The organism is Microcoleus sp. S13C4 (genome assembly GCF_036700865.1).
GTDB lineage: Bacteria > Cyanobacteriota > Cyanobacteriia > Cyanobacteriales > Microcoleaceae > Microcoleus.
This window is the reverse complement of sequence record NZ_JAUBPS010000032.1, coordinates 20026-45639: the sequence shown is the minus strand read 5'-3', so window position 1 is coordinate 45639 and position 25614 is coordinate 20026. Positions and strand designations below refer to the sequence as shown.

The 25614-nt window shown below is 45.1% G+C and carries 25 protein-coding genes and 1 riboswitch; of the genes, 12 read left to right on the top strand and 13 right to left on the bottom strand.

Features of this window, described 5'->3' with window-relative positions; all coding sequences use genetic code 11:
* The first annotated feature begins 482 nt into the window (after nt 1-482).
* From QT996_RS15375 to QT996_RS15365, 3 genes are all read left to right on the top strand, one after another.
* Nucleotides 483-1247: a sulfotransferase domain-containing protein gene (locus tag QT996_RS15375; RefSeq protein WP_333047542.1), complete on the top strand. Its 765-nt coding sequence runs from the start codon at nt 483-485 to the stop codon at nt 1245-1247.
* 720 nt (nt 1248-1967) lie between these two features.
* Nucleotides 1968-2828 (top strand): 3-deoxy-7-phosphoheptulonate synthase, encoded by an 861-nt coding sequence (gene aroF / locus QT996_RS15370; protein ID WP_333047540.1) that lies wholly within the window; start codon nt 1968-1970, stop codon nt 2826-2828.
* 173 nt (nt 2829-3001) lie between these two features.
* Complete coding sequence (locus tag QT996_RS15365) at nt 3002-3199, top strand: heavy-metal-associated domain-containing protein (protein ID WP_333047539.1); 198 nt, start codon at nt 3002-3004, stop codon at nt 3197-3199.
* Nucleotides 3200-3371: 172 nt separating this feature from the next.
* On the opposite strand, the gene QT996_RS15360 is transcribed toward QT996_RS15365, so the two are convergent.
* On the bottom strand, nt 3372-3782 hold the full coding sequence (locus tag QT996_RS15360; RefSeq protein ID WP_333047538.1) for a metalloregulator ArsR/SmtB family transcription factor: 411 nt from the start codon (nt 3780-3782) through the stop codon (nt 3372-3374).
* Between the two features lie 148 nt (nt 3783-3930).
* Between QT996_RS15360 and QT996_RS15355 the strand changes: the two genes are divergently transcribed.
* Together QT996_RS15355 and QT996_RS15350 are read left to right on the top strand one after the other, a co-directional pair.
* Nucleotides 3931-4098 (top strand): metallothionein, encoded by a 168-nt coding sequence (locus QT996_RS15355; protein ID WP_333047536.1) that lies wholly within the window; start codon nt 3931-3933, stop codon nt 4096-4098.
* A gap of 289 nt (nt 4099-4387) precedes the next feature.
* Complete coding sequence (locus QT996_RS15350; RefSeq protein WP_333047535.1) at nt 4388-4648, top strand: DUF7219 family protein; 261 nt, start codon at nt 4388-4390, stop codon at nt 4646-4648.
* A 264-nt stretch (nt 4649-4912) separates the two neighbouring features.
* Here the strand turns inward: QT996_RS15350 and QT996_RS15345 are convergent, their stop codons facing one another.
* Nucleotides 4913-5989, bottom strand: coding sequence for a metal ABC transporter solute-binding protein, Zn/Mn family (locus QT996_RS15345; RefSeq protein ID WP_333047534.1), 1077 nt, complete (start codon nt 5987-5989; stop codon nt 4913-4915).
* Nucleotides 5990-6079: 90 nt separating this feature from the next.
* Here QT996_RS15345 and QT996_RS15340 point away from each other — a divergent pair, with 90 nt between their 5' ends.
* The 3 genes from QT996_RS15340 to QT996_RS15330 all read left to right on the top strand — a co-directional run bounded on the left by QT996_RS15340 (nt 6080) and on the right by QT996_RS15330 (nt 8068).
* Entirely contained in the window at nt 6080-6799 is a 720-nt protein-coding gene (locus QT996_RS15340) for a metal ABC transporter ATP-binding protein (protein WP_333047533.1), read from the top strand.
* 160 nt (nt 6800-6959) lie between these two features.
* Nucleotides 6960-7796 (top strand): metal ABC transporter permease, encoded by an 837-nt coding sequence (locus tag QT996_RS15335; RefSeq protein ID WP_333047531.1) that lies wholly within the window; start codon nt 6960-6962, stop codon nt 7794-7796.
* A 23-nt stretch (nt 7797-7819) separates the two neighbouring features.
* Nucleotides 7820-8068, top strand: a complete 249-nt coding sequence (locus QT996_RS15330) for a hypothetical protein (protein WP_333047530.1) — start codon at nt 7820-7822, stop codon at nt 8066-8068.
* 30 nt (nt 8069-8098) lie between these two features.
* Here QT996_RS15330 and QT996_RS15325 read toward each other — a convergent pair whose 3' ends face one another.
* The 9 genes from QT996_RS15325 to cynS all read right to left on the bottom strand — a co-directional run bounded on the left by QT996_RS15325 (nt 8099) and on the right by cynS (nt 17220).
* Entirely contained in the window at nt 8099-9154 is a 1056-nt protein-coding gene (locus QT996_RS15325; RefSeq protein ID WP_333047529.1) for a WD40 repeat domain-containing protein, read from the bottom strand.
* Nucleotides 9155-9291: 137 nt separating this feature from the next.
* The gene (locus QT996_RS15320) at nt 9292-10263 is read right to left on the bottom strand and encodes a GTP-binding protein (RefSeq protein ID WP_333047527.1); all 972 of its coding nucleotides are present in this window, start codon (nt 10261-10263) and stop codon (nt 9292-9294) included.
* A 182-nt stretch (nt 10264-10445) separates the two neighbouring features.
* Complete coding sequence (gene cobW, locus QT996_RS15315) at nt 10446-11480, bottom strand: cobalamin biosynthesis protein CobW (protein WP_333047525.1); 1035 nt, start codon at nt 11478-11480, stop codon at nt 10446-10448.
* A gap of 234 nt (nt 11481-11714) precedes the next feature.
* Complete coding sequence (locus QT996_RS15310; protein ID WP_333047524.1) at nt 11715-12125, bottom strand: DUF1636 domain-containing protein; 411 nt, start codon at nt 12123-12125, stop codon at nt 11715-11717.
* A gap of 22 nt (nt 12126-12147) precedes the next feature.
* A riboswitch (cobalamin riboswitch) is annotated at nt 12148-12294 on the bottom strand.
* 128 nt (nt 12295-12422) lie between these two features.
* Nucleotides 12423-13928 carry an ATP-binding protein gene (locus tag QT996_RS15305; protein WP_333047522.1) on the bottom strand — a complete coding sequence of 502 codons (1506 nt, stop codon included), beginning with the start codon at nt 13926-13928 and terminating at the stop codon, nt 12423-12425.
* Complete coding sequence (locus tag QT996_RS15300) at nt 13928-14716, bottom strand: hypothetical protein (RefSeq protein WP_333047520.1); 789 nt, start codon at nt 14714-14716, stop codon at nt 13928-13930. Before QT996_RS15300 ends, QT996_RS15305 begins: the two co-directional genes overlap by 1 nt.
* A 1-nt stretch (nt 14717) precedes the next feature.
* Complete coding sequence (locus tag QT996_RS15295) at nt 14718-14888, bottom strand: hypothetical protein (protein WP_333047519.1); 171 nt, start codon at nt 14886-14888, stop codon at nt 14718-14720.
* 281 nt (nt 14889-15169) lie between these two features.
* A complete protein-coding gene (clpX, locus tag QT996_RS15290; RefSeq protein ID WP_333047518.1) occupies nt 15170-16549 on the bottom strand; it encodes an ATP-dependent protease ATP-binding subunit ClpX in 1380 nt (459 codons plus the stop codon).
* 227 nt (nt 16550-16776) lie between these two features.
* A complete protein-coding gene (gene cynS, locus QT996_RS15285) occupies nt 16777-17220 on the bottom strand; it encodes a cyanase (protein ID WP_333047516.1) in 444 nt (147 codons plus the stop codon).
* 439 nt (nt 17221-17659) lie between these two features.
* Between cynS and QT996_RS15280 the strand changes: the two genes are divergently transcribed.
* The 4 genes from QT996_RS15280 (at nt 17660) to QT996_RS15265 (ending at nt 23827) form a co-directional block, all read left to right on the top strand.
* Nucleotides 17660-18004 (top strand): slr1659 superfamily regulator, encoded by a 345-nt coding sequence (locus QT996_RS15280; RefSeq protein WP_333047514.1) that lies wholly within the window; start codon nt 17660-17662, stop codon nt 18002-18004.
* Nucleotides 18005-18151: 147 nt separating this feature from the next.
* On the top strand, nt 18152-20290 hold the full coding sequence (locus tag QT996_RS15275; RefSeq protein ID WP_333047513.1) for an ATP-binding protein: 2139 nt from the start codon (nt 18152-18154) through the stop codon (nt 20288-20290).
* Between the two features lie 544 nt (nt 20291-20834).
* Nucleotides 20835-21110, top strand: a complete 276-nt coding sequence (locus tag QT996_RS15270; RefSeq protein WP_333047511.1) for a hypothetical protein — start codon at nt 20835-20837, stop codon at nt 21108-21110.
* Nucleotides 21111-21241: 131 nt separating this feature from the next.
* Nucleotides 21242-23827: a PAS domain S-box protein gene (locus tag QT996_RS15265; RefSeq protein ID WP_333047510.1), complete on the top strand. Its 2586-nt coding sequence runs from the start codon at nt 21242-21244 to the stop codon at nt 23825-23827.
* A 54-nt stretch (nt 23828-23881) separates the two neighbouring features.
* On the opposite strand, the gene QT996_RS15260 is transcribed toward QT996_RS15265, so the two are convergent.
* Together QT996_RS15260 and QT996_RS15255 are read right to left on the bottom strand one after the other, a co-directional pair.
* On the bottom strand, nt 23882-24343 hold the full coding sequence (locus QT996_RS15260) for a VOC family protein (RefSeq protein ID WP_333047508.1): 462 nt from the start codon (nt 24341-24343) through the stop codon (nt 23882-23884).
* 495 nt (nt 24344-24838) lie between these two features.
* Entirely contained in the window at nt 24839-25324 is a 486-nt protein-coding gene (locus tag QT996_RS15255; RefSeq protein ID WP_333047506.1) for a glutathione peroxidase, read from the bottom strand.
* Between the last annotated feature and the right edge of the window lie 290 nt (nt 25325-25614).

Here is a 25614-nt window from a genome sequence, read left to right as displayed (position 1 = left end):
TCTTTATAGTTCCCATTTTTTGTAACTTACATATCAGCCTCTTGCACAAATTTAAATCTGTACTTTGGCTGAAAAATCAAACCCACACACCCCCAACCAAAACCACCGCCGATCATATATTTTTCAGCGAAAGATTTGCCCAGCAAGGATGAGATTTCCCTAACTCCACTCTAATCTAGTTAAATAGAAATGTCAGTACCAAGAGCGTGAGTGAATTAGATCACCCCAAAACAGTGATCGCGATCTTATCCGACGTATTGCCCAGCCCTTGCGGAATTTGTTTGTGTGTTCGCCTTGCTAGCAGTTTCAATCACCGGAATCTACAATCAAGATCGGGCAATGGAATTATGGTTAGGCCTATCGGTGCAATCAAATCTAAATTGGGCGATCGAATTTTCGTAATGCGTCCAAGTGCGATCGAATTTCCATTTTACCTTCCGGGGCACTGTCAGTACAAGTGCAAAATATAAAACATACAACCCATGAAACAAACTCCCAAACCCCCCGACTTCATCATCATCGGTGCCCAAAAAGGCGGCACAACATCTCTGTACAATTACCTAATCCAACATCCCCAAATCGCCCCCGCCGCCCAAAAAGAAATCCATTACTTCGACTTGAACTTCGATCAAAGCTGGGAGTGGTACTGTTCCCAATTTCCCCAGCCCCCAACAGGCGAAAACCTACTAACCGGAGAAGCCAGCCCCTACTACATCTGTCACCCCCAAGTTTCCCAGCGAATTTATGATTTATGTCCCAAAGTTAAAATAATCGCCCTGCTGAGAAACCCCGTAGAACGCGCAATTTCCCACTATTATTACTATATCAAAATAGGCTACGAATCTCTCTCATTAGAAGAAGCGATCGCCGCCGAACCCGAAAGACTCAAAGGCGAAATAGAAAAACTCCTAGCCAACCCCAAATATTATAGTTACGAACACCAACACCACAGCTATCTAGCCCGCGGCATTTACGCAGATCAACTTCCAGCCTGGATGAAACTTTTTCCCAAATCACAACTTTTAATCCTCAAAAGCGAAGATTTATATACCAATCCCTGTGGCACATACAACAGCGTGTTAGAATTTCTAGACTTGCAGCCTCACCAACTACAAACCTACCAAAAGTACAACGCCACCCAATATCCCCCCATCAGCGACACAGTATACGAGCAATTGAAAGCATATTTTCGATCGCACAATCAGAGATTAGCCGAAATGTGCGATCGAGATTTCGGCTGGGATTAATCAATATCTCTCCCTTGCATCAAAGTATCGCTCCCCCTCCCATCGGAAAGCTCCCTCTTGTCCCCCCCTTATTAAGGGGGGTTAGGGGGGATCGAAACGAAGGTATAAACGAGAAATACATGAGGACTTTAAATACTCATCCCCCTTAATAAGAGGCGTTAGGGGCGATCGAAACGAAGGTATAAACGAGACATATTCCTGATTAAGGGGCGAAAAGAGCGATCGAACTCCACCTTACTACTTAGCCCCTCGATCCCCCCTAGCCCCCCTTAACAAGGGGGGACAAGAGCGCCCATTATATAAATCTTTTGCTAAAAATATCTTGACATCCCAGTCTCCCTGTGCTAGCTTGTCGAATAGTATTGTGTTTAATCCACAAATCGCAGCACTTCACCTATGTTCACAGCCAACAGCAATTTTTATTTTTGGTACTGGAGAGTTCGCCCGGAGTGAATTTACAATTCACTGTGAACATCCGGGCGAACCGCAGATTAACACCTGCGGTTTTGTTTTTTCTAGTTCTTTTCCCAACAACCAATCGAGTACAAGCGAAAACAGCAATGACATTATTCAGTAACTGGTACTACGGCTTTTATTTTTGGCCCCACAGGAGTTCTGGGTAAATTGTCGCGCTGTCTTTTCGCACCAACCCGGAACTCCTAAAAGTTCCGGGTTTTTTTGTTGTCAACCACCCACTTAAATTTCCCGGAGAATACCCTCATGTTAGAAGCCAAACTCGTAACCAAATCTCATCCCGAACACCAAACAATTGTCAAACTCTCACAAACAGTCTCAGTCGGCGGCACAGAATTATTAATCATCGGTGGCCCCTGTACCGTCGAAAGTTCCCAACAAATGGAAACAGTCGCCCGCCAACTCTCCGCCGCATCCGTGCAAGCTTTGCGAGGCGGAGTCTACAAACCCCGCACATCTCCCTATGCTTTCCAAGGGATGGGAATTGAGGGACTGGAAATTTTAGCCGATGTCAGCCGGCGTTACGGTTTACCCGTGGTGACAGAGGTAATGTCGATCGCCCAAATCGAGCCAGTTGTCACCTATGCTGATATGCTGCAAATAGGTAGTCGCAATATGCAAAACTTCGAGTTACTAAAGGCGATCGGTCAAGCCGGAAAACCAGTCCTCCTAAAACGCGGCTTGTCAGCCACAATCGAAGAATTTGTCATGGCCGCCGAATACATTGTCAGTCACGGAAATCCTGATGTAGTTATGTGCGAAAGAGGCATCCGCAGCTTCGACAATTACACGCGCAATGTATTAGATTTGGGTGCAGTCGTAGCGCTGAAACAGTTAACTCATTTGCCAGTAATTGTAGATCCTTCTCACGCCGTCGGCAAGCGAGAATTAGTCGCACCACTAGCCAAAGCAGCGGTTGCTTGCGGTGCAGACGGGTTAATTATTGAGTGTCACCCGCAACCAGAAAAATCGGTTTCTGACGCGCGGCAAGCTCTTTCTTTGGCAGATATGGTAGATTTAGTTGCGAGTTTGCGGGCTGTAGCGGCCGCCGTTGGGCGGTGCCTACCTGAGATTAATTTGCCGACCCAGGTATTAAGTTTGAAGTGATATTCGTACCAGATAATGTATAACTTTTAACGTCAAACTCTACAGTCGGTTTTAACCGAATTGAGCTTTGAGGCAGGGGTTTAAACCCCTGCCGAAATCGGGAAAAGCGCGTGTTTCACCAATTTAGATTAAAATAAAAAATAATACTGTCATCTACGAAAATTTGCTTAATTATGGCAATACTACTTAACGTTCCCTCGATCGTCTGCTCTGGCTGCGCTGATACAATTACCAAAGCCATCAAAACTGTTGACTCCGGTGCTACTGTGAATGTAGATGTCGCAGCTAAGACTGTTACAGTAGAAGCTCAAGCTTCTGAAGAGTCAATTACACAGGCGGTTGTTGCTACGGGCCACACCGTCGAAGATTGATATTGAGTTTACAGCAGGCAGCCAGAAACCGGGTTTGATGGGCGAGAATACTTCCTTACAGCCTGTATATACGGCAAAAAACCCGGTTATGAAGGTTTACACCAGGAATGGGTGGGTTAGAAAATAGCTTCGAGGCGAGCGATATTAGTCAACCTGCCCCATGCTCAAAAGCTTATTCTGCTTCGTCTAAGTGTTCGGCGACTGCTTGGTAAAGTTCCAAAACGTGGCGATCAAGTAAACTATAAAAAACTTGTCTCCCAACCTTGCGGTAGCTTACCAACCGCATCGCCCGCAATGCCCGCAACTGGTGCGATACTGCTGATTCGCTCATACTCAACGCCGCAGCCAAGTCGCACACGCACAGTTCTTGTTTTGCCAAAACTGACAGCAGCCGCAGGCGATTCGCATCTCCCAAAAGACTGAAAAACTCTGCCATCCGCTGGGCTTTTGCGGTGTTGAGAACTTGTGTTTGGATGTCCCCCGCCCGCCAACAGTCAACTAAGTGCGATGAATCGCACGTTGGTGTATCGTTTTCTTGGTGAGGCTGACTTATCGCTCCATTAACAGCAGAGTTGGGTGACATCTTTTCCCGGCTAGTTTTAATTCTCATTTTCATTTTAGTGCGATCGGCAAACCTTTTGTTACAAAAGTTTTACATTCCCTTGACTAATGTCTGAATATGTGTTCAGATATTAGTAGAGACAAACAACCCCACCAGGAGAATCTAAAGTATGACTACCGCCACCCAAACAAAATGTGCCTGTCCTTCATGCGTGTGTGTTGTTAGCCTCAGTTCCCCCATAGAAAAAGACGGCAAACAATACTGTTCCAGTGCTTGCGCTGACGGCCACCCCAACGGCCAAGGCTGCGGCCACGCCGGCTGCGAGTGCCACAAGTAAATATTCGGCTTCACCAAAGATTAATCAACCACTCTAAAACCTATCTAAAGGGAGATGCGAACAGCGCATTTCCCAATTTTTGTGCTTTTAGGTTAAAGAAAAGTTAAAATAAAGCTAACTTAAGGTTAAGACTGCATTAATAGACTAAATACAGAGCGAAAAAGCACAATTGCTACTTACGCAATACAATAGAAGCAAGTTAGCGCCGCGATACTGAGTACCCATAGTGCTATTAAAAGCAGAGACCGAACCAAAAGTTGAATACCAAAAGTTTAATTAGGAGGGGGCAATGAAAGAGCGGGAAGATTTTTTACATCCTCGCAATCGCTACTACGGTGATTTCACGCCAGAAAACTTGGCGTTTAATGCCAACTTGCAGGAGTTTGCTCAAAAAATAACTTATATTTGCTCGCTGGAAACAGGGGGGAAAATTAGCGCTGAGAAAGCCTATAAAGATATTAAGATGCTTTGGAAAGACTTAAAATCCTCTAAAAAGCAATTGGGAATTGGCCAAAAACCCCCCAGTACCGACGAGCCAAATTCACCTTAAAGTCATCGCAGCAAACGCAGCGTTTGCAATCGAAAACCCCTGCGATTGCGAGCGCTGCGTTTTGCTGCGTACCCAAAAAATATAAGGCAATACGCTTGGGTTAAAACTATTTATTCCTCGGAGATTCCCCTCGCATCCCCCTGGTTGTTGGGGGACGCAAGAGTAAGTTCTTGTCCCCCCCTTAAAAAGGGGCGCGCCAGGGAGAGCGAGCTTAACTGAACCGTATTGAAATGTAAAGTGCTTGCTAGGCGCACTTTAGGAAGTCTATGGTTTGGGATTTGGTGCAGTTTCTCCTGCAAAGGCAGTACAATTACCACCGAGGCCAGAAATAATCGTGCAAGTATTAGTTTTCAGCATTCCCTGATATGTATCAGCACCAGTGCCGGGGCCACCCAACTCGTCGCTGTAGAGTTCCTTGTCGGAAATTTTGACATTTGCCTCCCTCGCCACAGTCTGCATCAACTTCGGATTAGTTGTAGTTTCCGCAAAAATTGTCGGCACTCCCGCGGTCTTAATTTCTGAGGACAATTCGGCAATTCTTGCTGCTGTGGGCTGTTCCTCTGTCGTCACACCTTGCAAAGCTCCAGCAATCTCCAAACCGTAAGCATCGGCATAGTAAGTCAGAGCATCGTGAGTTGTTACTAATTTGCGTTTTTGGGCGGGAATTGTCGCAATCTGAGCTTTTATCCAAGTATCTATTTTTTGCAAATTATCTGTTAAGATTGCTGCCTTTTTAGTATAAATTTGAGCATGGGTGGGAGAAATTTTGATCAATTCATCGCGAATAATTTCTACCATACGGATGCCATTTTGAGGGTTATGCCAAACGTGAGGGTCAGGGACTTTTTCGCCTTCTGCATCGGGTTTGTTTTCCGCTTTCTCTTCACCTTGTTCGTGCTCATGTTTGCCCATCAACGGTTTAGGAACAGCGAGTTCGTGGACGGCGATTTTGGGGGCGGAATTACTGCTAGATTCAATTAGCTTAATGATGCTGGGTTCGTGGTTGTAGCCACCGTATAAAATCAGATTTGCTGTTTCAATCGCTTTGCGGTCTTCCGGCTTGGTTTGGTAGGCGTGGGGGTCGTCTCCCGGCTTGATTAGACAGGTGGTGTCGATCGAACTTTGAGCAATTTCTTTAGTTATGTCGCAAATAACGCCAGTTGTGGCGACGACTTTTGGCAAGTTGGCGGCCCGACTGGCTTGAGTTTGAGTGGCGGCGGGACTCTCGGGCGTCCAATTGCTGGCGTTCTGTCCTCCACTGCACCCAACCACTCCGCAGCCAATTGCCAAAACAGTCGCACCCCACAATCTGGCGGTTTTTCCAGGCAACTTCTTTAACATTTTCACCTTTGGAACGATAATCGTTATTGCTTTTTCGAGTTATCCTATTCTAGTAGCTACGAACAAGAATCGTTCTCAAAATCTCTAATTATGCTAGAAGTGCAAGACTTGGCTGTCAATTATCGCGGAGTTTCGGCCCTCAACAGCGTGAATTTCCATTTAGAATCGGGGCAATTAACTGGTGTGTTCGGCCCCAACGGCGCGGGGAAAAGCACGATGGTGAAAGCCATGTTGGGATTGATCCCGGCCTGTCGGGGTTTGGTAAAATATCAGGGGCGGTTGTTGAAAAAACAGTTGTCGCGGGTGGCTTATGTGCCGCAGCGATCGCAAATTGACTGGGATTATCCGATTACGGTGTGGAATGCGGTGATGATGGCGCGAACCGTTCAGACTGGTTGGTTTCGCAGCCCCTCGAAGCAGTCGCAAGAATTGGTCAAAGCTGCTTTGCTGCGGGTGGGAATGTGGGATTTGCGCGATCGGCAAATTGGCGAACTGTCTGGCGGGCAGCAGCAGCGGATTTTCTTAGCAAGGTCGATCGCCCAACAAGCCGATTTATTCTTCTTCGACGAACCTTTTAACGCGATCGACAAAGCCACCGAAGAAATTATTTTCGATATTTTTGCTGAACTAAAATCTGAAAATAAAACCTTGCTAGTAATCAGCCACGATTTAGGCGAAACATTAAAACAGTACGACAATTTATTATTGCTAAATAAGCAGTTAATTGCAACTGGTTCCTGCCGGGAAGTCCTCACCGCAGCCAATATTCAAAAAGCCTATGGATACGATTTAAGTTTAGTTTCAGCGTAAGCAAAAAAAGATTTATCTTTAAAATTGATTCTGGCACAGGCGTCCCGCCTGTGCAGTTGATGGCGGGACGGGCGTCCCGCCTGTGCAGTTGATTGTGGCACGGGCGTCCCGCCTGTGCAGTTGATTGTAGTTGAAAAAATCCTATTATTGACCTAATTCAATGTTAAACCTACTAATTGAGCCACTCAACTTCGAGTTCATGCGAAATGCGATCGCCGTCGGCATTTTGCTAGGAATTCTCTGCGCGGTTGTCGGCTCCTACTTGATTGTACAGCAAATGGGAATGATGGTTGACATGATTGCCCATTCAGTATTAGCAGGATTGCCAGTAGCTTTTTCTTTAGGTTTCAATATTTCGATCGGCGCGTTTATATCGGGAATTATCAGCGCGGTAATTATGGCGTGGATTCAATCCCAATCTCGTTTAAAAATTGATGCTGTGATGGCATTAATTTTATCTACTTTCTTAGCAATTAGCGTCACGCTAATTAGCCTGTTGCGGACAACCAAATTAGATTTAGACGGGTTTTTGTTCGGGAATATCTTGTCAGTTGCACCTGCTGACGTGCAGCAGACTTTTGTCATAACTTTGATTATTTTGGTAGCGGTTAAACTCCTTTACAAAGAACTGCTATTCTATACTTTTGACCCGCTGGGGGCGCAAGCGTCCGGTTTGCCTGTAAACTGGATTTATTTGGGGATGATTTCGGCGATTACGCTGACGATTGTTGCGAGTTTGCAAACTGTGGGGGCGTTGTTAGTAATTTCTCTGTTAATCGGGCCGGGAATAACGGCGTATTTGTTGGTAAAAGAGCTACATTTAATGATGGGATTGGGAGCTATTATTGGGATTACAGCTAGCGTGACGGGTATGTATCTCAGCTATTATTTTAATATGCCGTCTGGGGCGGCAATTGTATTAGTTATTTTTGGGTTATTTTTAGGGGCCTTGCTGTTCAGTCCCAGTCAAGGAATTTTGACAAGAAAGAGAGGATAACAGTCCTGGACGCACTCTATCTGTTGGGCGATTGCTCGGTCGAGTTTATTTACTTCGTTCCAAATTTGGTAGAACGGGTGTTTCAGCAGGTGGTTTTGGTCGAGAATACTGTAGAGTTGTTCGAGAAATTGCTGTTGGGTAGTAATTGTCGATCGCCTTTGAGGATAGTGCAGTCACTAAAATGTTATTGTAATTTAGCATTTTGTCAAGACCAAGTTTTTAATTTTTATGTTTTGGTCAAACTGGTGCGATCGCCCGTTAGGCGAACTTAGCCCCGCCCGAAATCTTTGCCGCGCATAGATTTATGACCAAACCAGCAATTCGCCTCCACACCCGCCAGCGGCGAGAAACTGGCCTGCGGGATGCCATGCGAGACAGGAAAAACCGCCCTCTGCACCTTCTAGAATTTGCAACAATTGTTCTGCTTCATGCCACAAACAAACTTGACCATCTGCGGCGGCGGAAGCTAATAAAAACGTGCTAGGTTGAAAGGCGATCGCATTTACCACTTTTTCATGCACTTCTAACCCCCAAGAATCCCAACCGACTCTTTCATCAGCGTCTCTTTCCCAGACAGAAATGCCTTCAGAACTCGCAGCAGCTAACAAAGGTGAACCCAAGGAATTAGTTTTATCCGACCAAGCTAACTCCCGAACTTTCCCCGGAAAACCCTGCATTACCCAGGGTTCAAAATTCCCCCATTCATTAACAATGAGAGTATTGTCCATATTGCCGCAAGCTAAATATTCCCCTGACGGCGACCAAGCAATTGCACCTGTTGCAGAGGGTACTGATAAAATTTCCGGGTCTTCGTCCCAATCTTCGCCATGCCAAACTTTAACGCCTTGATAGCCGCTAACTGCCAGATATTGAACCATAGGATGCCATGCTAAATCTAGGATAGATGATGAGTCGAAATTCAGCGTTACTTCAACAACATTATCCTCAGCATTCCAGACTTGAACGTAGCGGCCCATACTGAAAGCTAACTGGTTACAGTTGGGACTCCAAGCTAACTTGTCAACCCAGACGCGCTGGTTGTCCAAATCAGCAATTAATTCCCCAGAATTAACGCGCCAAATTCGTACTTTTCCATCTTGTCCGCCAGCAGCTAGGAATTGACTGTGGCGGGAAAAAGACAAGCAATCGGCTGATTTACCCGTGGCAGTTTGTAGCGTTTGCAAGGACAATTTATTAACTTCCCCTACTGCCGCCAGCATCACTTCGCCTGCAGCGGAACAGACTGCTAAAGTTGTGCCATCCGGCGACCAAGTAACAGCAGTTACGTAGTCAGATAGCATGGCTTCGGCATGAAGTTCCAGGGTTTGTTCACTTTTTTTTGTCTTTTTGTTACCCATATTTATTGAAGCTGAAATGTTGCACTCTTCTTAAGAACGGGCAAGATGCCCGTTCCACAAGGAATGAATTTTATTCTTGTGGAACAGGCATCTTACCTGTTCCTAAAAGGCTTATTAAAAATGGTTCAATATGTCAGTTAAACCAGACATTTCCGAAAATCCTCTCGCAATTGATTTTCGTTTAAATTGCGACCGATGAACACAAGCTCGTTTTTCGGAATTTCGGTAGCTTTCCAAGGTCTATCCAGCCGGCCATCGAACACCATATGTACTCCTTGGAAAACAAATCGCTTGTTGTCTCCGGCGATATTCAAAATGCCTTTTGTCCGAAAGATATTCGGGCCTTGAGTTCGCAACAATTCCTCAATCCAATCGCTAAATTTGTTGCGGTCAAGGGCGCCGGATTCTACTATGGCTACTGAGGTAACTGTTTCGTCGTGTTCGTGAGTGTGTTCGCCCAAAAAGTCTGGTTCGATTTCTAATGCCCGGTTCAAATCAAACGCTTTAACGCCCAACAAAGCATCCATTGCTAATTCAGCGTTACGGGTGCGGTGGATTTTGGCCATTGCATTCATGGCGCGAATCCGCTTTTCTAATTCTGCCAATTCTTCCTCACTCACCAAATCAGTTTTGTTGAGCAAAACTACATCTGCAAAGGCAATTTGTTCTTGAGCTTCGTCTGCGTCCCAGTGCTGCCAGATGTGCTTGGCATCTACTACGGTGACAACTGCATCTAGCAGTAATTTTTGCCGCATATCTTCGTCTACAAAAAAGGTTTGAATTACGGGTGCTGGGTCGGCTAAACCTGTGGTTTCGATGACTATGTGGTCGAATTTGTCTCGCCGCTTCATTAAATTACCGATAATCCGAATTAAATCACCTCGGACTGTACAGCAAATGCAGCCGTTGTTCATCTCAAAAATTTCTTCGTCGGCATCAATTATCAGTTGGTTGTCGATGCCTACTTCGCCAAATTCGTTGACGATGACTGCAACTTTTTTTCCGTGTTCTTGTGTTAAAATGCGGTTCAGTAGCGTACTTTTGCCTGCGCCGAGATAACCCGTGAGAACGGTAACAGGAACTGATTCGATCGCCCCAGCAGTCACCATACTTTACCTCACTTATTGTACAATGATAACCATTATCGCTATTCTACACCAGACCTGCTGGCAGCGCCCCCAATATTAAAGAATGTTAATAAATTGTTCATGAGAGCTTGTAGGGGCGAGTTTTACCAATAATATTTGCTGCAATTCAAAATATCGATATACCCGCCCCTCTCAAATGACAATTAGTTGTTAATTATAGCTGCAATTCGATCGCGCTCTAACTCTCGACCGATCAGCACTAATTTGGTTTGGCGGAGTTCGGAAGGTTGCCAAGGGCGATCGTAAAAATATTCTATGCGCGAGCCCACACCTTGCAACACCATCCTCATCGGTTTCTTGGGAACCGCCACAAACCCTTTAATCCGATAGATTTCCTCCTGCTGCATCAAGGATTGCAGTTTTTTCACCAAAGCTTCAGGTTCAAATTCGCGATCGGCAATAAAGAAAGTCGAGTTAATATCATCATCATGTTCGTGTTCCTCCTCAGTGTCATGGTGACTCGGGCGAGACTCCAAATCATCCTCAACCGCCGCATTAAATCCCAATAGCACATCAGGGTTAATTTCGCCACCTTTGCAACGCACAATTTTCACACTTGGACGCAACTCTTGTTGCAACCAGCTTTGGACTTTCTGGTGAGTTTCCGCATCTACGCGATCGACCTTCGTTAAAAGTACCATATCGGCACAGGCTAACTGGTCTTCAAACAATTCCTCGATCGGAGTTTCGTGATCTAAACTAGAATCAGCCTGTCGCTGTGCCATCAAAGCATCAATATCACCGACAAAAGAACCGCTAGCAATAGCTTCGCAATCGACAACAGCAACAACACCGTCCACAGTAGCACCGGTGCGAATTTCCGGCCAGCGAAAAGCTTGAATTAAAGGTTTAGGAAGTGCGAGGCCCGAAGTCTCAATTAAGATACAATCAATTTGTTCTCGGCGCTTCAACAATTCCTGCATAGTCGGCAAGAATTCCTCTTGAACAGTGCAGCAAAGACAACCATTTGTTAGTTCAACAATATTGCTGCTAACATTTTCTCCTTCGTCGCAAACTTGGCAATCGCGCAGCAGTTCTCCGTCAATACCGATTTCGCCAAATTCGTTAACCAGAACAGCAATGCGGCGACCTTGATTATTTTGCAATAAGTGGCGAATTAAGGTAGTTTTGCCGCTACCGAGAAAACCAGTGATGACAGTAACAGGAATTTTGTGCATTGATAATTTTGTGCTGATTTGGTGATATCTCGTTCCCAGGCAGAGCCTGGGAATGCTAATCTAGAGGCTCTGCCTCGCTGGAATAAAGGAGCGCTTTTAATACGAGGCTCTGCCTCGCTGGAATAAAGGAGCGCTTTTAATACGAGGCAGAGCCTCTGGGTATGCGTTACCAGGCAGAGCCTGGGAACGAGAAGAACGAGAAGGAAAAAACTAAAGTCCCTACTACAAACCTATCTAATTTGGTAGTGGTGGAATCTTTGCTAAAACGCCTTTTTTCAGAGCCTGAGGACGTTCAGACCAAGGCAACAAACCGTCCGGTTTAGCATAGTATTGGCCCGCGCATTCGAGTACAGCCTCGACGCTTTCCGACTCATTTGCTGGTAAATCACCAAACAGATAAGTGTACTTTCCAACAGCAGCAAAAGACACCGCACAAGAGTGACTGCAAGCACTCATGCACTCAACCTCTTGAATCTCAAACTTATCATAAAACTCCCAATTTTTAGCGAGTTGCGACAAATTTTCCATGAATTGTTGACCGCCGCTTTTGCCTTCTCGCTTGCCGTTTTTCCAAACACTAGCGCAAGCAGTGCAAACAAACAGACTGTGCTTTGTGCGTACAGCCGTGTTAATTCCATCCATCATCCGTACCTCGCAGATGCGTTCAAAAGTGAGTTAGATATCGGCGGGCATTCTGACTTGAGAAACCACAACGGTTTCCTTACAGTTGCGGGACAGCGCCGGACTTGCACCGAACTTTCCCCGTTTCCTCTAACGGCTGCTCCCCGCTAGAACCGATCGCGAAATCACATCATACCGCACTTGCCGCCTTTTTGGAAAAAAGTTATGTTGGTAAGAGGGCTTTTTAATATCTAGCAGTATAAAAGAAACTTTTGTAGTAAGCACTAAAGTCCTTTTTAGGGAACTGGTATTAGCTTTTGGTTACATCCAGATTGCTTGAGCAACTGTACTGCGGATTCGCTTTAAGTTTTCCGAGCCTATATCTTTAAGGTTTAACAAAGACTCGTCGCTAGCTTCTGCTAATTTTGACACAGTGGAGTACCCAGCATTTTTTAGTATATCAATTTTAGACTGGGTGAGTCCATAAGGATAGGCCTGAGATTTTTTTAGTTTGCTAATATCTTCATTTAAGATTAGCATTTCTTCGCCATGCTCAGGTAATTCAGGCAATTTAATTTTAAACAATTCACTTGTTTTGTGTAATTCTAAAGGCTCATTTCTCTCATTTTGCTCATTTAACCACCTAGTATAAATTTCATTAGTAACCCGAGCTCCCGGAGTTTTTTCCAACAATGTGCATAGATTCAAGCTATATCTCGTTCCTCGTCCTCTCGATTTCATTGCCCGTGAAACATCTCGAATTGAAATAAATCCAGTATATTCAAGTAGTTCTAACGGCTTTGATAGACGTTGTGCAATTTCTCTTAAAATAAGTACATTCTGCTTATGTTGCTCACCAGCCTGCTGAAATATTGATTCTGCAATCTCCGTTGCAGGATCGAGCATTGGTGCATATATACCAAGTTTGGGCTTAAGCTCTTCAATCAAGGGCCAATAGTAATTACTGGCAAGGTCTATCAGTGTCTTGGTTATATGGGCTAAACTAATCTTGTCTTCTCCACAGTTTTCCGACAGACTATTCCATGCAAATATAAATCCCCTCATGTTTCCCAGTACAGCCCGTCCCATCAACCCCGCCACATTTTCTAAAGTCAATTGACCAGAGAAAGACTCTTCAGGAAGTCGCTGATAAAACCTTTTTCTAATTATCTCGGCAAAGTTGGTATTATAGTCTTTTAGTTCATCATTCCTTGAAACATCGATCACCGTAGCATCATTATATACATCAAACCTTGTTCCAAAATTAGTAACTCCCGGGTAAATAGCAGCTTTACATGATATTGTACTGCTCGATAAAGTCCGAAATATATCGAAAAATTCATGCAGCGGAGCTTCCCGACCAATGTGAGCCGCGTCATCAAATAAAATAACTATCCTTTTCCCAGATGCACTCGATAAACTAGATAATTCTCTCTGAAGTGATGTGATGTTTGGCAAAGCTTCAAACTCAAAGAGATTACCTGCTTTAATAACTGCCTTATTTACGGCATCAATTATTAGCTGACATAACATTCTTTCATACTTCTTACCTTCACTTCTGAGTAATTCAAGATGACGAAGACTGATGTATATGCCAAATGCCGAGCTTAGATTTTTTTCAGGATACATTCTTCTCGATGCTTCTCTCATAAGCGCACTTTTTCCACTACCACGCGCCCCTTTTAATAACACGGGGCCATGAGCAATCAAACTAGAAATAAAACGATCCTCTTGTTTTGAGAAATAATGCAGTTGCTCAAACTCTTCAGGCGAACAATCTTCTGCTGCTAAGATCAGCGATGGATTTTCAGAAATAGCATTAACCATTAGAAAACTCCCATTTCTTGAATTTCTTTATAAGCTGCGATCGCTACTTGAATATCGAGTTTATTCACTGCATGACTGACTACAGAAACAAATAACCCAAGGGTAGCGATATTACGAATTGTTGTCTCTATCAGTCGTTGAGTTGTTTCTCGATCCAAGGCTGAACTTAAAGGAATCACCCGTTCGTTATGTATTCCTTTTGAAAGTTCAGAGTAGACACTTGAAAAATCAGTGAAAGTTTCATGATAGAATCTGTCAAAAGTTTTTATTCTAAGATTGTCTATCCATTCATCCCCCCTGACATCTTCGATTGCATCCAACAGCTTATCAAAGTTAGCAAACCATATTAGTGTCTTATAATAATCTCCAAGCAAAGCTCTAGTAGGGTTTTGCAGTGACTTATCAGCCCAAGGCTCGCTAACCTTTTCCGCCAAAACATCACCTTTCCAACTTATAGAGGAATTATTACGCTTATCTATTTGATAATTGGGCCGCTTTTGACATTCCCTAAGGAGGAGGACTCTAAAAGGATCGAGCCTCGCAATTAGTGCGGTACATCCCAATTCCAGTATACTTCTCCCTAAAAATGGGGCAAATAATGAAATTTGCTTATCACTGAGGGATTCTAGTGTTACTAGCTCTTCAACAACATTATCAATTGACGCGGACAAATGACTGAGCACTTCATCAATATCACCTCCATCATGAACTACATTTCCACAGAGTAGTTTGGCTAACGCTGACTGATTACTTACTGGCTCATCGACACCTGATTCATTAGAACTCATTTTATTTCACTGCAACCCGATCGACCGCTCCCCAAATTTTCAACGTTGCTTTCTGAGTCTCTGTGATTCCTGTTACCACAAAAATATTCATGCCGACCAGGGGGCGAGCGCTTCTTAACATCTTCAAATACCTCTTTGTTTTCACATCCCAAACTGTGATTGTAGCATCCATGCTAGTCAGCATTGTGGTAGGGTGCGTCAGGTTTGAGATGATTCTCAATTCCCACAGAAAGTATGGTTCCGGGACACCATTTGTTGCGGGCGTCCGTCAGCTTTGAGATTGTTGGTTGGTAGCTTCAATAAATGTATCTGACGCACTAGACTTTAAGTAACGATCGCAGCCTTCGAGCCTTCTTCACCACTCCTGAGGGGGCTGTGTGCGCCGTGCGCGCCTTACGAATAACTACGAATACGACCTGTAGGGTGCGCCACAAGCACCCTACAGATTACAAATTAAGCTGTTTCGTGCTTCCGCCATGCAGGATGCCACAGCAATTCAGCAGTCGATCGCTTCTCGACCATTTCAGGAGTAATCATACAGTTAGCCACATCCTTGCGAGAAGGCAACTCGTACATCACATCCAGCATTAACTCCTCTAAAATGCTGCGGAGAGCTCTCGCGCCAGTTTTGCGACGATAGGCCTCCTGGGCGATCGCCCGTAGCGCTTCCGGCTGGAATTCCAACTCCACGCTGTCCATCTTCAACAGCTTTTGATACTGCTTCACCAGCGCATTTCGGGGCTCGGTCAATATCTGCATCAAAGCTGCTTCATCCAGTGGTGAAATCACCGTTACCACCGGAATCCGCCCCACAAACTCAGGAATCAAACCAAACTTGACTAAATCGTCCGGCTGTACCTGCTGCAAAATATCAGCGGCCCGCTTGTCTTTCGCCGGCAAAGTTGAGTTGCTATCGGTTTCTGTTGGCTGAATAAAGCCCAAGGATTTTTTACCCAAACGCTGTTCAACTATTTTTTCCAAACCGACAAAAGCACCGCCACAAATAAATAGAATTTTGCTAGTGTCAACTTGAATAAAATCTTGGTAAGGATGTTTGCGGCCGCCTTGCGGGGGCACATTAACCACCGTTCCTTCCAACATTTTTAGCAGCGCTTGCTGCACTCCTTCTCCCGAGACATCCCTGGTGATCGAAGTGTTTTCGCTTTTGCGAGCAATCTTGTCAATTTCATCAATATAAATAATGCCACGCTGTGCCGATTCGACATCAAAATCGGACATTTGCAAAAGCCGGAGCAAGATATTTTCTACATCGTCGCCGACATATCCAGCTTCTGTCAGTGTCGTCGCATCCGCTACCGCAAAGGGGACTTCGAGCATTTGCGCCAAACTTTGCGCTAACAAAGTTTTGCCACAACCTGTGGGGCCAACTAGCAGGATGTTGGATTTTTGCAGTTCTACATCGCTGTCAGGGGAAGGCTTGTCGTTATCTTTAGCTTGGTCAGCGCTCAAGCGCTTGTAGTGGTTGTAAACTGCGACAGAAAGAACTTTTTTTGCTGAATGCTGGCCGATGACGTGGTTGTCTAAATGCTGCTTAATCTCTGTTGGTTTCGGAATTTGAGCTAAAACGATTTTCGATTTATTCGATCGACCCGGACGCCGCGTTCCTTGTCCCTGAGACTCTCGCACCTCTGATTGGGGAATCTGTTGACCAATTGTTTTACTGGAGTCAAAGAACTCCTCCTCTAAAATTTCATTGCACAGTTCCACGCATTCATCGCAAATGTAGACGCCGGGCCCAGCTATTAACTTGCGGACGTACTCTTGCGACTTGCCGCAAAAGGAGCATCTGAGATGGGAGTCATATTTTGACATATTTGCCTCTTAATTTACGGTTGCGGTTGCTTGTTTCGACTGGGGAAGTTGCCGCGGGAGCGACCTTAGCTTTGCCCTAGAAGGGTTTCCCGATCGGACACCCAAGCCAGTCAAGCTTCGCGATCTCTATTTCTAAGTTAACACTTTTGAGGCTTTAGTCATTAGTCATGAGTCATTCGAGCAAATTTGAATTTTTCATTTTTACTTGAAAATAAACTGGCACGGGCTTACCATTTTTTGTATTCCAAAAATTTTCCCGACATAATTATTTTCACTCGATCGCCTTTTGGGTCTGCTTCTTTCTCGACATCCAAAGTAAAGTCGATCGCGCTCATAATCCCGTCACCAAATTTTTCCTGAATCACTGCTTTGAGCGGCATCCCGTAAACCTTCATTATTTCATAGAATCGATAAAGCAGAGGGTCAACTGGAACCGAGGCATCCAAAGAACCTTTTAACGGATGTTCACAAAGAACCGCAGCCGTCTCGCTATCTAGGCCCAAAGCCGAGACAATTTTCTCGGCTTCATCTGCTGATGCAGTAGCTTGACGGTAAATAACCGCGGCAATCCAAACTTCGTCACGCCCCAAAACTTTCTCTAAATCTGCAAAACTAATTCCTTGAGCTTTTTTAGCAGCCAAAAGCTTTTCTGTAATTCCTGAAATTGCCATTAAATACCCTTCCCTTCACTTCAGTGTCAGATGTGAAGTTTATTTCATATTTTGGTAATTTTGTCAATACCAAGTTGAGAAAAAAATCGAATTGATAGCTGCTCGGAACTTCAGCAAAAGCTGGTCTCGTCAACCCACAACTCATACAATTTGAGATTTGAGATGTTAGATGGGCACTGACTGATGACTATCAGGGTTTGGAGCTAGTCAACAGTTGCATTCTTTTTTCCAACTGGTATCACAACTGGTAAATCCTAAAATAACTCATAACTGCCCTGTGGCAATGGTACAGTTGGCAGTATATGTAATAAAAGTTACACACGCAAAGGCCTTCGGCATTCGGCAAACGGCTGAATTTTGATCGTGCTAGCCTGAAGCTCAATCCTCGCTCACGCAGCCAAAGCCCCTTTACCACTCAAAACCGGCAACTGACAAAAGTATGGAGATTCAGACCAAAGATTACACGCTCCAGTACGATCGCGCTACCCAAACAGTCACCTGTAGCGGCTCGTTCCGACTCAGCCAGGTGGAAGAATACGCACCGATCGTCGATGTGCTCAACGAAGTGGCTGACTCCTGCCCAAACATCGTTACTCTAGACTTGCGAAAGCTAGAATTTTTAAATAGTTCTGGAATTAATATTGTCTCAAAATTTGTGATCAAAGTGCGGCAGCAAAAAAATATTCAAATGGTCATCAAAGGTTCTAAACAGATCCCCTGGCAGATAAAATCCCTGAAGAACTTGCAGCGGCTGATGCCTTCCTTGCACTTAGAATTTGAATAGTAACGAAAAAGGTAAAGATGAATCCCCGGCTAAGTCGGGGAACCAGGAGGAGGGTGGCTGAAGTTAATCGGAATAAGTCATAGTTAAACTAGCACAAAACCCTAAAAAACTTCAGAACAGACTAAAAATTACCAATTTTCAATTGCTATGCAGGAAGAACCATCGACAGAACAGCTACTTTTCGACGTTCAGCGGCTGAGTGCGGAACTTGAAAACTTGAAGCGCGAAAAGGTTGACCTAGAACTTTTGCTGGAGACGACCACCGAACATTCAGATACGATGGAAGCTCACTTGCTGAGCAAAGCTCAGTTGGCGCTGCGTTCAAGCGAAGAGCAGTTTCGGGCGATCGCCTCGGCAACTCCCGTACCGGTATTAGTTTCTCGCCTCTGTGACGGCTTAATTCTGTATGCGAACGCTCAATTGGCTTCTCTCCTGAACATACCCCTAGAAAAATTGATCGGCTGCAGCACTCCAGACTTTTACTTCAACCCCGTCGATCGCCCAAAGGTACTTGAGGCACTTGCTAAAGAAGGATACCTGCAAAACTACGAACTCCACTGCAAAAAATCAGACGGCACCGCTTTCTGGGCGATGCTCTCGGTTCAGTCGCTGATGTTTAACGGGCAGGCGACGGCATTGTGCGCCTTGTACGACCTCACCCAGCGCAAGGAAGCAGAACAAACCCTTCAAGAGAGCGAAAAGCGTCTCCGCCGCCAGAGTTTGGCTTTGTTGCAGCTAGGTCGGCAGAGGACTCTCAATAGCGGTGCCCTGAATGTGGGAATTCGCGAAATTACCGAGGCTGCAGCCCGGACTTTGGATGTGGAAAAAGTCAGCGTCTGGCTTTACAACCATGGAAGATTTGGAACTCCCTACCCGACAGATCCCCAGCTAAATTTTACCGAGAGAGTGCTCGCCCAGAACCAAACAGAGCCACTCGATACAGAGGCCGCTGCCCCAGAGCAAGGCGAGGGGGTTAATCATTCTAAGTTTAAAATCCCCAACCTCAAATTAGTTTGTCTCGACTTGTACGATCGCACCCAGGAGAATCATTTGAGTCGGGAGTCCATATCGGCAAGCGATTTAAATTTATCAATTTTAGATGTTGAAGGCGACGCACGGGGCGAAAATTTGCGATCGGACAATGCTTTAGAACCTACGACAAAGACTCAAAAATCTCTACAAACAGATTTGTCCCACTCATCTTCGCTAGTCGAACATTCCGCGGTGCTGCCCAATGCCAGCAAACCTAATTCATCCATATTAAATGTAGCAATTAGGCTCGGTGGGCAGATCGTGGGTATCCTCTCTCTCGAACATATCGGCGCGCCCCGCCAGTGGGCTCTGGAGGAGCGCACCTTCGCTGATTCTTTGGCAAATTTGGTAGCGCTGGCGATCGAAGGATTTGAGCGCCAGCGGGCTCAGGAAGCACTCTCCAAAGCCAAAGCGCAGCTAGAAATGACCGTCGATCAGCGCACCACTCAACTCACCACCGCCAATAAACTGCTCCGCATCGAAATTGCCGAGCGCAAAAGAGCCGAAATAGCCTTGCAAGAAGCCTTACACAAAGCTGAAGCAGCTTCGAGAGCTAAAAGCACTTTTTTAGCCAATATGAGCCACGAGCTGCGGACGCCGCTCAACGCGATTATCGGTTACAGCGAAATGCTACAAGAAGAAGCACGGGAATCGGGACTCGAAGACATCATTCCCGATACCCAAAAAATTTATAACGCTGGCAAACACTTGCTGACTTTAATTAACGATATTCTAGACCTTTCTAAGATAGAAGCCGGTCGGATGGAGCTTTATCTAGAAAAATTTGACCTCAGCAATTTAATAGAAGAAGTCGTTGCAACTTTGCACCCTTTGGTCGAAAAAAATCACAATCAATTGCAAGTTTCTTGCTCTGAAAATTTGGGAGTGATGTATGCAGATTTGACTAAAGTCCGGCAAATTCTGTTTAATTTGCTTTCCAATGCCCTGAAGTTTACCGAAGGTGGAACGGTACTGTTGAGCGCGACTCGCGAACCAGCAGGCGGCAGCGATTGGGTTTATTTGCAGGTATCTGATACGGGGATTGGAATGTCGGCAGAACAGCAGCAGGGTTTGTTTCAACCTTTTATTCAAGGGGACGCTTCGACTACTCGCAAGTACGGCGGCACCGGTTTAGGATTGGCCATTAGTCGCTTGTTTTGCCAGATGATGGGCGGCGATATCATTGTTGAGAGTCAGTTGGATGTGGGCTCTACTTTTACTGTTCATTTAAAGACAAAAGTTGATATTAGTTAGAAGCAAGTTGGGCAACTAGCAATCTAGGGGATTTAAGGGATTTAACGGGTGGGGGTTTTGCCAGGAATTGTGTACCGGATTTAACGGATTTAACGGATGGCAAAAGATGGAATAATTCCCCCCTTCCCAATTTTCCCATTACCAATTACTCATTACCAATTACCAATTCGCTTTTTAATTGTGACACCGATCGCGATCAACCTCTGTTGTCGATCACACAGTAGCATTTTTTTTCAGCCTAGAATACCTATATTATCCCAAAATTGTCCTGCAGGCACGATCGGGCGCGTCGCTGCATTTACAAATCCCACCTCAACCTAATTAAGGGGGTGGGGGGTTGCTTCCAGACAGGCAATTTGGTAAAAGTAATGCTATGGTCGCGAAGCAGTAGAAGGCAAAAGTTAACAGGAAATCAGGAAGTTTCAAAAGTCTCTGGACGCAGAAACACAATTCTGCTTTTTGCCTTCATACTGCTTCTACTGGCGAGATAGCACTGCTGCTGAAAGCAATGCACAATTTCTCAGAATCAAAGGAGTGCATCTACATGATTAAACCTTGCAGTCAACCGCTAAAAATAAATCCTTTTACTTGTTATCGCGATCCGGCTACAGGCAGGTGGACTACTGTAGTTACAAGTGTTCCAAACACTTGCGAAACAGACTCTAGTTTAAAAGCAGAAGCCGAAGGCGAAAAGGAAGGTAAAGCAGAAACGATCCTTTCTGCTTCGCCTGCTGTATCGGGGTCGAGAAAAGTCCTTTCTTTCTCCTTGCCTCAGTTTAAACACCGTGCCAAAAAATCTGCTGTTAGTGTCAGCAGGTAGCTATCACAGGGGTCTAATCTAGTTTCCACGGTTAGTCCCCGGCGCTCGCCAAATCAAACAAAACAAACTTATCCATAGCCTCAACTGCCAAAAAGTGATATACTGGCAGCAAACTTTCTCCTTCAATATCCGTGAAGTATTTGCTCGATCGCGCCGTCCAATTTGTATGGACAGACCGACCACTTCGCCAACGGGGAACAGTCATCGTTGCTATCCCCGTGATTTGTCTGTTTGCTTCGCTGATAGCAATTGCAGGCCTCCGGAATACTACCCTACAGATAAGAAAGCGATCAGATACTAATAAGGCAATACTTCAGGAAACTAACCGCTTGTTAACAATGATGGTGGATGCCGAAACAGGCATTCGGGGTTACGGGTTGACGAAGCGCCGCGAATTTCTATCACCCTACTTAGAAGCCAAGAAGAGTTTGCCTCCGCTGCTGGCTAAACTCAAGGTTGCGGTTCGAGGCAATCCACTGCAAGCTCAGCGATTTGAAGAAATTAAAAAAAGTACCGAAGAGCAAATAAATTTCTTGCAAAACACTTTGAATAAGCTCGACATTTCGGCAACAAGCGTGCAGTCGCCGGAAATAATTCAGGTGTTCGGTCAAGGTAGGTTGCAGATGGATAACCTGCGCGAAAAATTTAATGCGTTTGTTGATGTAGGCGAAGCCTACCAGAAAGCAGTAGATCGGCAAATACGGGAGTTGATAGATTTCACTAATTTTGTGCAAGTTGCTGGGTTGCTTTTCGGCTGTTTGGGTGGAGGGGCTTCCTGGTATTTATTTGATAGTTTAGAGAAGGAATTGAGGAAGCGGGAAGCTGGCTTGGAAGAAAGTAAAAGTCGTATTCAAGCTGTGGTAGACAATGCGGCTGACGGTATTATTACTTTGGACGCATGGGGAAATATTGAGTCTTTTAATAGGGCAGCAGAAAATATTTTTGGCGAGAAAGCCGATCGCGTAATTGGCTCGAACCTGCGGCGGCTGATAGCTCAACCGCAGCCTTACAACACCGCAGGGGATTATTCTATCGAATATTTTGTGTTAAATCCCGATACTAAGCTGAAGACTTACCAGCAAGAAACAGTTGGAGTTCGCAGGGACGGAACTAAGTTTCCGATGGAGTTGGCTGTCAGCGAAATGCGTCTGGCAAATCAACAGTTGTTTATTGCGATTTGCCGCGATGCCAGAGGACGGAAACAAGCCGAAGAAACTCTCCGCAAGCAAGCGCAAATGCTGGATTTGGCGAATGATACGATCGCCGTACTAGACTTGAATGGGGCAATTTCTTATTGGAATTTGGGGGCCAAGTGGCTCTACGGGTGGCGGAAGTCGGAAGCAATAGAAAAAAATATTCACAAGCTTTTACAAACAGAATGGACTCAACCTTTTGAGGTAATTCAAAAAGTGTTTTTCGAGCAGGGTTCTTGGCAAGGAGAACTGGTGCGAACCAAGAAAGACGGCACAAAAATAACGGTGGCAAGCCGCTGGACTTTGCAGTACGACGATCAAGATCAACCCGTGGCTATTTTGGAAATTAGCAACGATATTAGCGATCGCAAACGCTCAGAAATTGCTTTAGCCCAAAGCGCGCAGCGGTTTCGCGCTACTTTTGAGCAGGCGGCAGTCGGCATGGTTCAAGCGAGTGTGGAAGGGGAATTTCTGTTAGTCAATCAAAAACTTTGCGAAATTTTGGGCTACAGCCGGCAAGAATTGGTGGAGAAAAGATTTCAGGAGATTACGTGGCCTGGAGATTTGGCAAGCGAACTGGAACTTTTGCGCCAATTGTTAGCAGCAGAAATTGAAAACTTCTCTCTGGAAAAGCGCTACATCCGCAAAGACGGAGAGTTGGTGTGGGCAAACTTGACGGTTTCGCTGCTGCGAGAACAAAATGGCACTCAATTTCTGATGGGTGTGGTAGAAGATATTAGGGATCGCAAACAAGCGGAGGAATCGCTGCGGTTGCGCGCTCAAGAATTGAGGTTGACAGCCCAAAACCTGGCTCAAACGACAAATGTTTTAAGAAAGCGGAATCAAGAATTAGACCAGTTTGCTTATGTAGTTTCTCACGATTTGAAAGCGCCACTCAGGGCGATCGCAAATCTCAGCAGTTGGATAGAAGAAGACCTCAGCGAGTCGATGACAGAGGATACTCTGCACCAAATGAACCTGCTGCGCGGCAGAGTTCACAGGATGGAAGGTTTGATTGAGGGACTGCTGCAATATTCCCGCGTCGGGCGCATTGAAGTAGCTTCAGAAAAGGTAAAAGTTGAGAATTTATTAGCAGAAATTATTGATTCGTTGGCGCCACCGTCTGAATTTGAGGTGAAAGTTGAACCGGGAATGCCAACTTTTGTGACCGAAAAATTGCCGCTACAGCAGGTTTTTTCTAATTTAATTAGCAACGCAATCAAGCACAACCGAGCTGAATCTGGTCACGTAACAATATCTGTTAAAGAGTTAGATGATTTTTACGAATTTTCTGTAAAGGATGACGGGCCGGGGATTGATCCTCAATATCACGAGAAAGTTTTTGTAATTTTTCAGACCTTGGAAGCTCGCGATAAAGTAGAAAATACTGGGATTGGTTTGTCGCTGGTGAAGAAAATTGTCGAAGGTCAAGGGGGCAGTATTTCCCTAGAATCTGCCGAAGGTGAGGGAGCAACTTTTCGGTTTACTTGGCCGAAGCAACCTATTAGCAAAGACGGCAAGTGAAAGAACTCTAAATGTAGGGTGTGCACCCATCACCGAGAACCCGAGAGCGACTGTTTAAACTGCATCACAACGGATTTCGATGATAAATCCATCAGGATCGTAAAAGTAAATGCCGCGTCCTGTAGGGCGAGTGACGGGGCCGCTGTCGATCGCAATTTGATTTGACTGTAGCACTTCCAGAGCGCGATCGAACAAATCCGGCTCGATATCGAAGGCTAAGTGGTTGGCGCGAGTAAAAGCTTTCTCCGGGTCTGGGTTTGGCGGTTCCAAGTCTGGCTGCCAAAATAAGTCAATAACAGTGCCGTCTGGAGTGACGAAATTAGCGACTTTACCAGCGGCTACCATTTCTGTTAAAGTGGCGGGAATTTCTGCACCTGTTAGTTCGTGCAGGCCGAGAATTGTACCGTAGAAGTGGCGGGAAGCTTTCATGTCGCGCACGTTTAAAGCGATATGGTGAACGCGGCGCAAATTCCCCGGCGCGAGGGCAATTTTGACGTTGTTTTCGGTAGTTTGCATGATTGTCCAGGGCGAATTTTCAAATTGAATGCTGTTAGATTTATTCAGATTCTGTCCTGTAAAATAACCGTTTTAAGTGGGTAGTGAAAACTTAAGTCTTCAGATTTCTATTAGGACTTAAGTTTTCACTACAAGCACTTTTGTTAGGGTCGTGCCATCCCGCATACGATCCATTAGTATTATTATTTTTCTTTAGGAAAGGATGCCATGCCTACAAATAACATGACTAGACCGCCTGCAAGAATTGCGAAGGCAAGTACACCTACAACTAAATCTAATCCCGATGTATTCTCCATTAAATTAAACCCTTCTCCCCTTAAATAATAACATCATCGGTAATTGTTAATTGCTGAGGGCTGACAAACAATGGGGAAGAGAAGAAAAAAATAAGCTCTCTAATTATTAGAAAAAAATCATATTAAGTTCTTCCCTCTTCCCTAAACATCCCTCGGTTAAATCCGTTAAATCCTGTACGCTGCTGCCTTGGGGAACTTCTTATTTTGCCAATTCTCGATCGATCGCAGCAATTAGTTCTGGCGAATCGGGGCCCACGCTGCTGCGGAATCGGGCAACCACTTCACCCTGTTTGCTAACTAAGAATTTCTCAAAATTCCAGGAAACCTCACCCTTGGGATCGACTGCACTCGTAAGCTTAGCGTACAGCGGGTGCTGCTGAGTGCCTTTAGCGCGTACTTTGTCAAATAATTCAAAGGTGACGCCGTATTTGGTAGTACAAAAATTGACGATTTCTGGATTACTTCCGGGTTCTTGAGCTCCGAAGTCGTTACAGGGAAATCCTAAAACACGGAGTCCAGCCGCGCTGTACTTTTGGCTCAATTCTTCGAGCCCTTTGTATTGAGGTGTATAGCCACATTTGGAAGCTACGTTAACTATCAAGAGTACCTTGCCCGCATACTCTCCTAGCTGTTTGTCTTCGCCTGCGATCGTTTTTACTTTAATGTCGGAGATGGTGTTAGGCATTTTCCCATACTTTTAAATTTGACCACCAAAAGTTTACCGCAATTCGGTACAATTTTGTCTAGAGTACCATCGCTAAAAATTTAAATATCCCGGTCGGGGCGGGTTTACGGATCTCAGGCTTATATAATAGATGTTCGTGAACCCACCCCTACCAAAATTACGGTTAATTTACTGAACACGATCTTAGTAGATGGCGGTGAACTTTCTCTCCCCCACGACTCGCCACAGTCCGCTCTTAGATTTAAGTTTCTTACTAATAGCTAAAATCTAGAGCGAAAAGGACGAATATT

Bases quoted from the DNA above. Each gene is read 5' to 3' on its own strand.
- QT996_RS15375 (WP_333047542.1), top strand. From the start codon at position 483: ATGAAACAAACTCCCAAACCCCCCGACTTCATCATCATCGGTGCCCAA.
- aroF (WP_333047540.1), top strand. From the start codon at position 1,968: ATGTTAGAAGCCAAACTCGTAACCAAATCTCATCCCGAACACCAAACA.
- QT996_RS15365 (WP_333047539.1), top strand. From the start codon at position 3,002: ATGGCAATACTACTTAACGTTCCCTCGATCGTCTGCTCTGGCTGCGCT.
- QT996_RS15360 (WP_333047538.1), bottom strand. From the start codon at position 3,782: ATGTCACCCAACTCTGCTGTTAATGGAGCGATAAGTCAGCCTCACCAA.
- QT996_RS15355 (WP_333047536.1), top strand. From the start codon at position 3,931: ATGACTACCGCCACCCAAACAAAATGTGCCTGTCCTTCATGCGTGTGT.
- QT996_RS15350 (WP_333047535.1), top strand. From the start codon at position 4,388: ATGAAAGAGCGGGAAGATTTTTTACATCCTCGCAATCGCTACTACGGT.
- QT996_RS15345 (WP_333047534.1), bottom strand. From the start codon at position 5,989: ATGTTAAAGAAGTTGCCTGGAAAAACCGCCAGATTGTGGGGTGCGACT.
- QT996_RS15340 (WP_333047533.1), top strand. From the start codon at position 6,080: ATGCTAGAAGTGCAAGACTTGGCTGTCAATTATCGCGGAGTTTCGGCC.
- QT996_RS15335 (WP_333047531.1), top strand. From the start codon at position 6,960: ATGTTAAACCTACTAATTGAGCCACTCAACTTCGAGTTCATGCGAAAT.
- QT996_RS15325 (WP_333047529.1), bottom strand. From the start codon at position 9,154: ATGGGTAACAAAAAGACAAAAAAAAGTGAACAAACCCTGGAACTTCAT.
- QT996_RS15320 (WP_333047527.1), bottom strand. From the start codon at position 10,263: ATGGTGACTGCTGGGGCGATCGAATCAGTTCCTGTTACCGTTCTCACG.
- cobW (WP_333047525.1), bottom strand. From the start codon at position 11,480: ATGCACAAAATTCCTGTTACTGTCATCACTGGTTTTCTCGGTAGCGGC.
- QT996_RS15310 (WP_333047524.1), bottom strand. From the start codon at position 12,125: ATGATGGATGGAATTAACACGGCTGTACGCACAAAGCACAGTCTGTTT.
- QT996_RS15305 (WP_333047522.1), bottom strand. From the start codon at position 13,928: ATGGTTAATGCTATTTCTGAAAATCCATCGCTGATCTTAGCAGCAGAA.
- QT996_RS15300 (WP_333047520.1), bottom strand. From the start codon at position 14,716: ATGAGTTCTAATGAATCAGGTGTCGATGAGCCAGTAAGTAATCAGTCA.
- QT996_RS15295 (WP_333047519.1), bottom strand. From the start codon at position 14,888: ATGGATGCTACAATCACAGTTTGGGATGTGAAAACAAAGAGGTATTTG.
- clpX (WP_333047518.1), bottom strand. From the start codon at position 16,549: ATGTCAAAATATGACTCCCATCTCAGATGCTCCTTTTGCGGCAAGTCG.
- cynS (WP_333047516.1), bottom strand. From the start codon at position 17,220: ATGGCAATTTCAGGAATTACAGAAAAGCTTTTGGCTGCTAAAAAAGCT.
- QT996_RS15280 (WP_333047514.1), top strand. From the start codon at position 17,660: ATGGAGATTCAGACCAAAGATTACACGCTCCAGTACGATCGCGCTACC.
- QT996_RS15275 (WP_333047513.1), top strand. From the start codon at position 18,152: ATGCAGGAAGAACCATCGACAGAACAGCTACTTTTCGACGTTCAGCGG.
- QT996_RS15270 (WP_333047511.1), top strand. From the start codon at position 20,835: ATGATTAAACCTTGCAGTCAACCGCTAAAAATAAATCCTTTTACTTGT.
- QT996_RS15260 (WP_333047508.1), bottom strand. From the start codon at position 24,343: ATGCAAACTACCGAAAACAACGTCAAAATTGCCCTCGCGCCGGGGAAT.
- QT996_RS15255 (WP_333047506.1), bottom strand. From the start codon at position 25,324: ATGCCTAACACCATCTCCGACATTAAAGTAAAAACGATCGCAGGCGAA.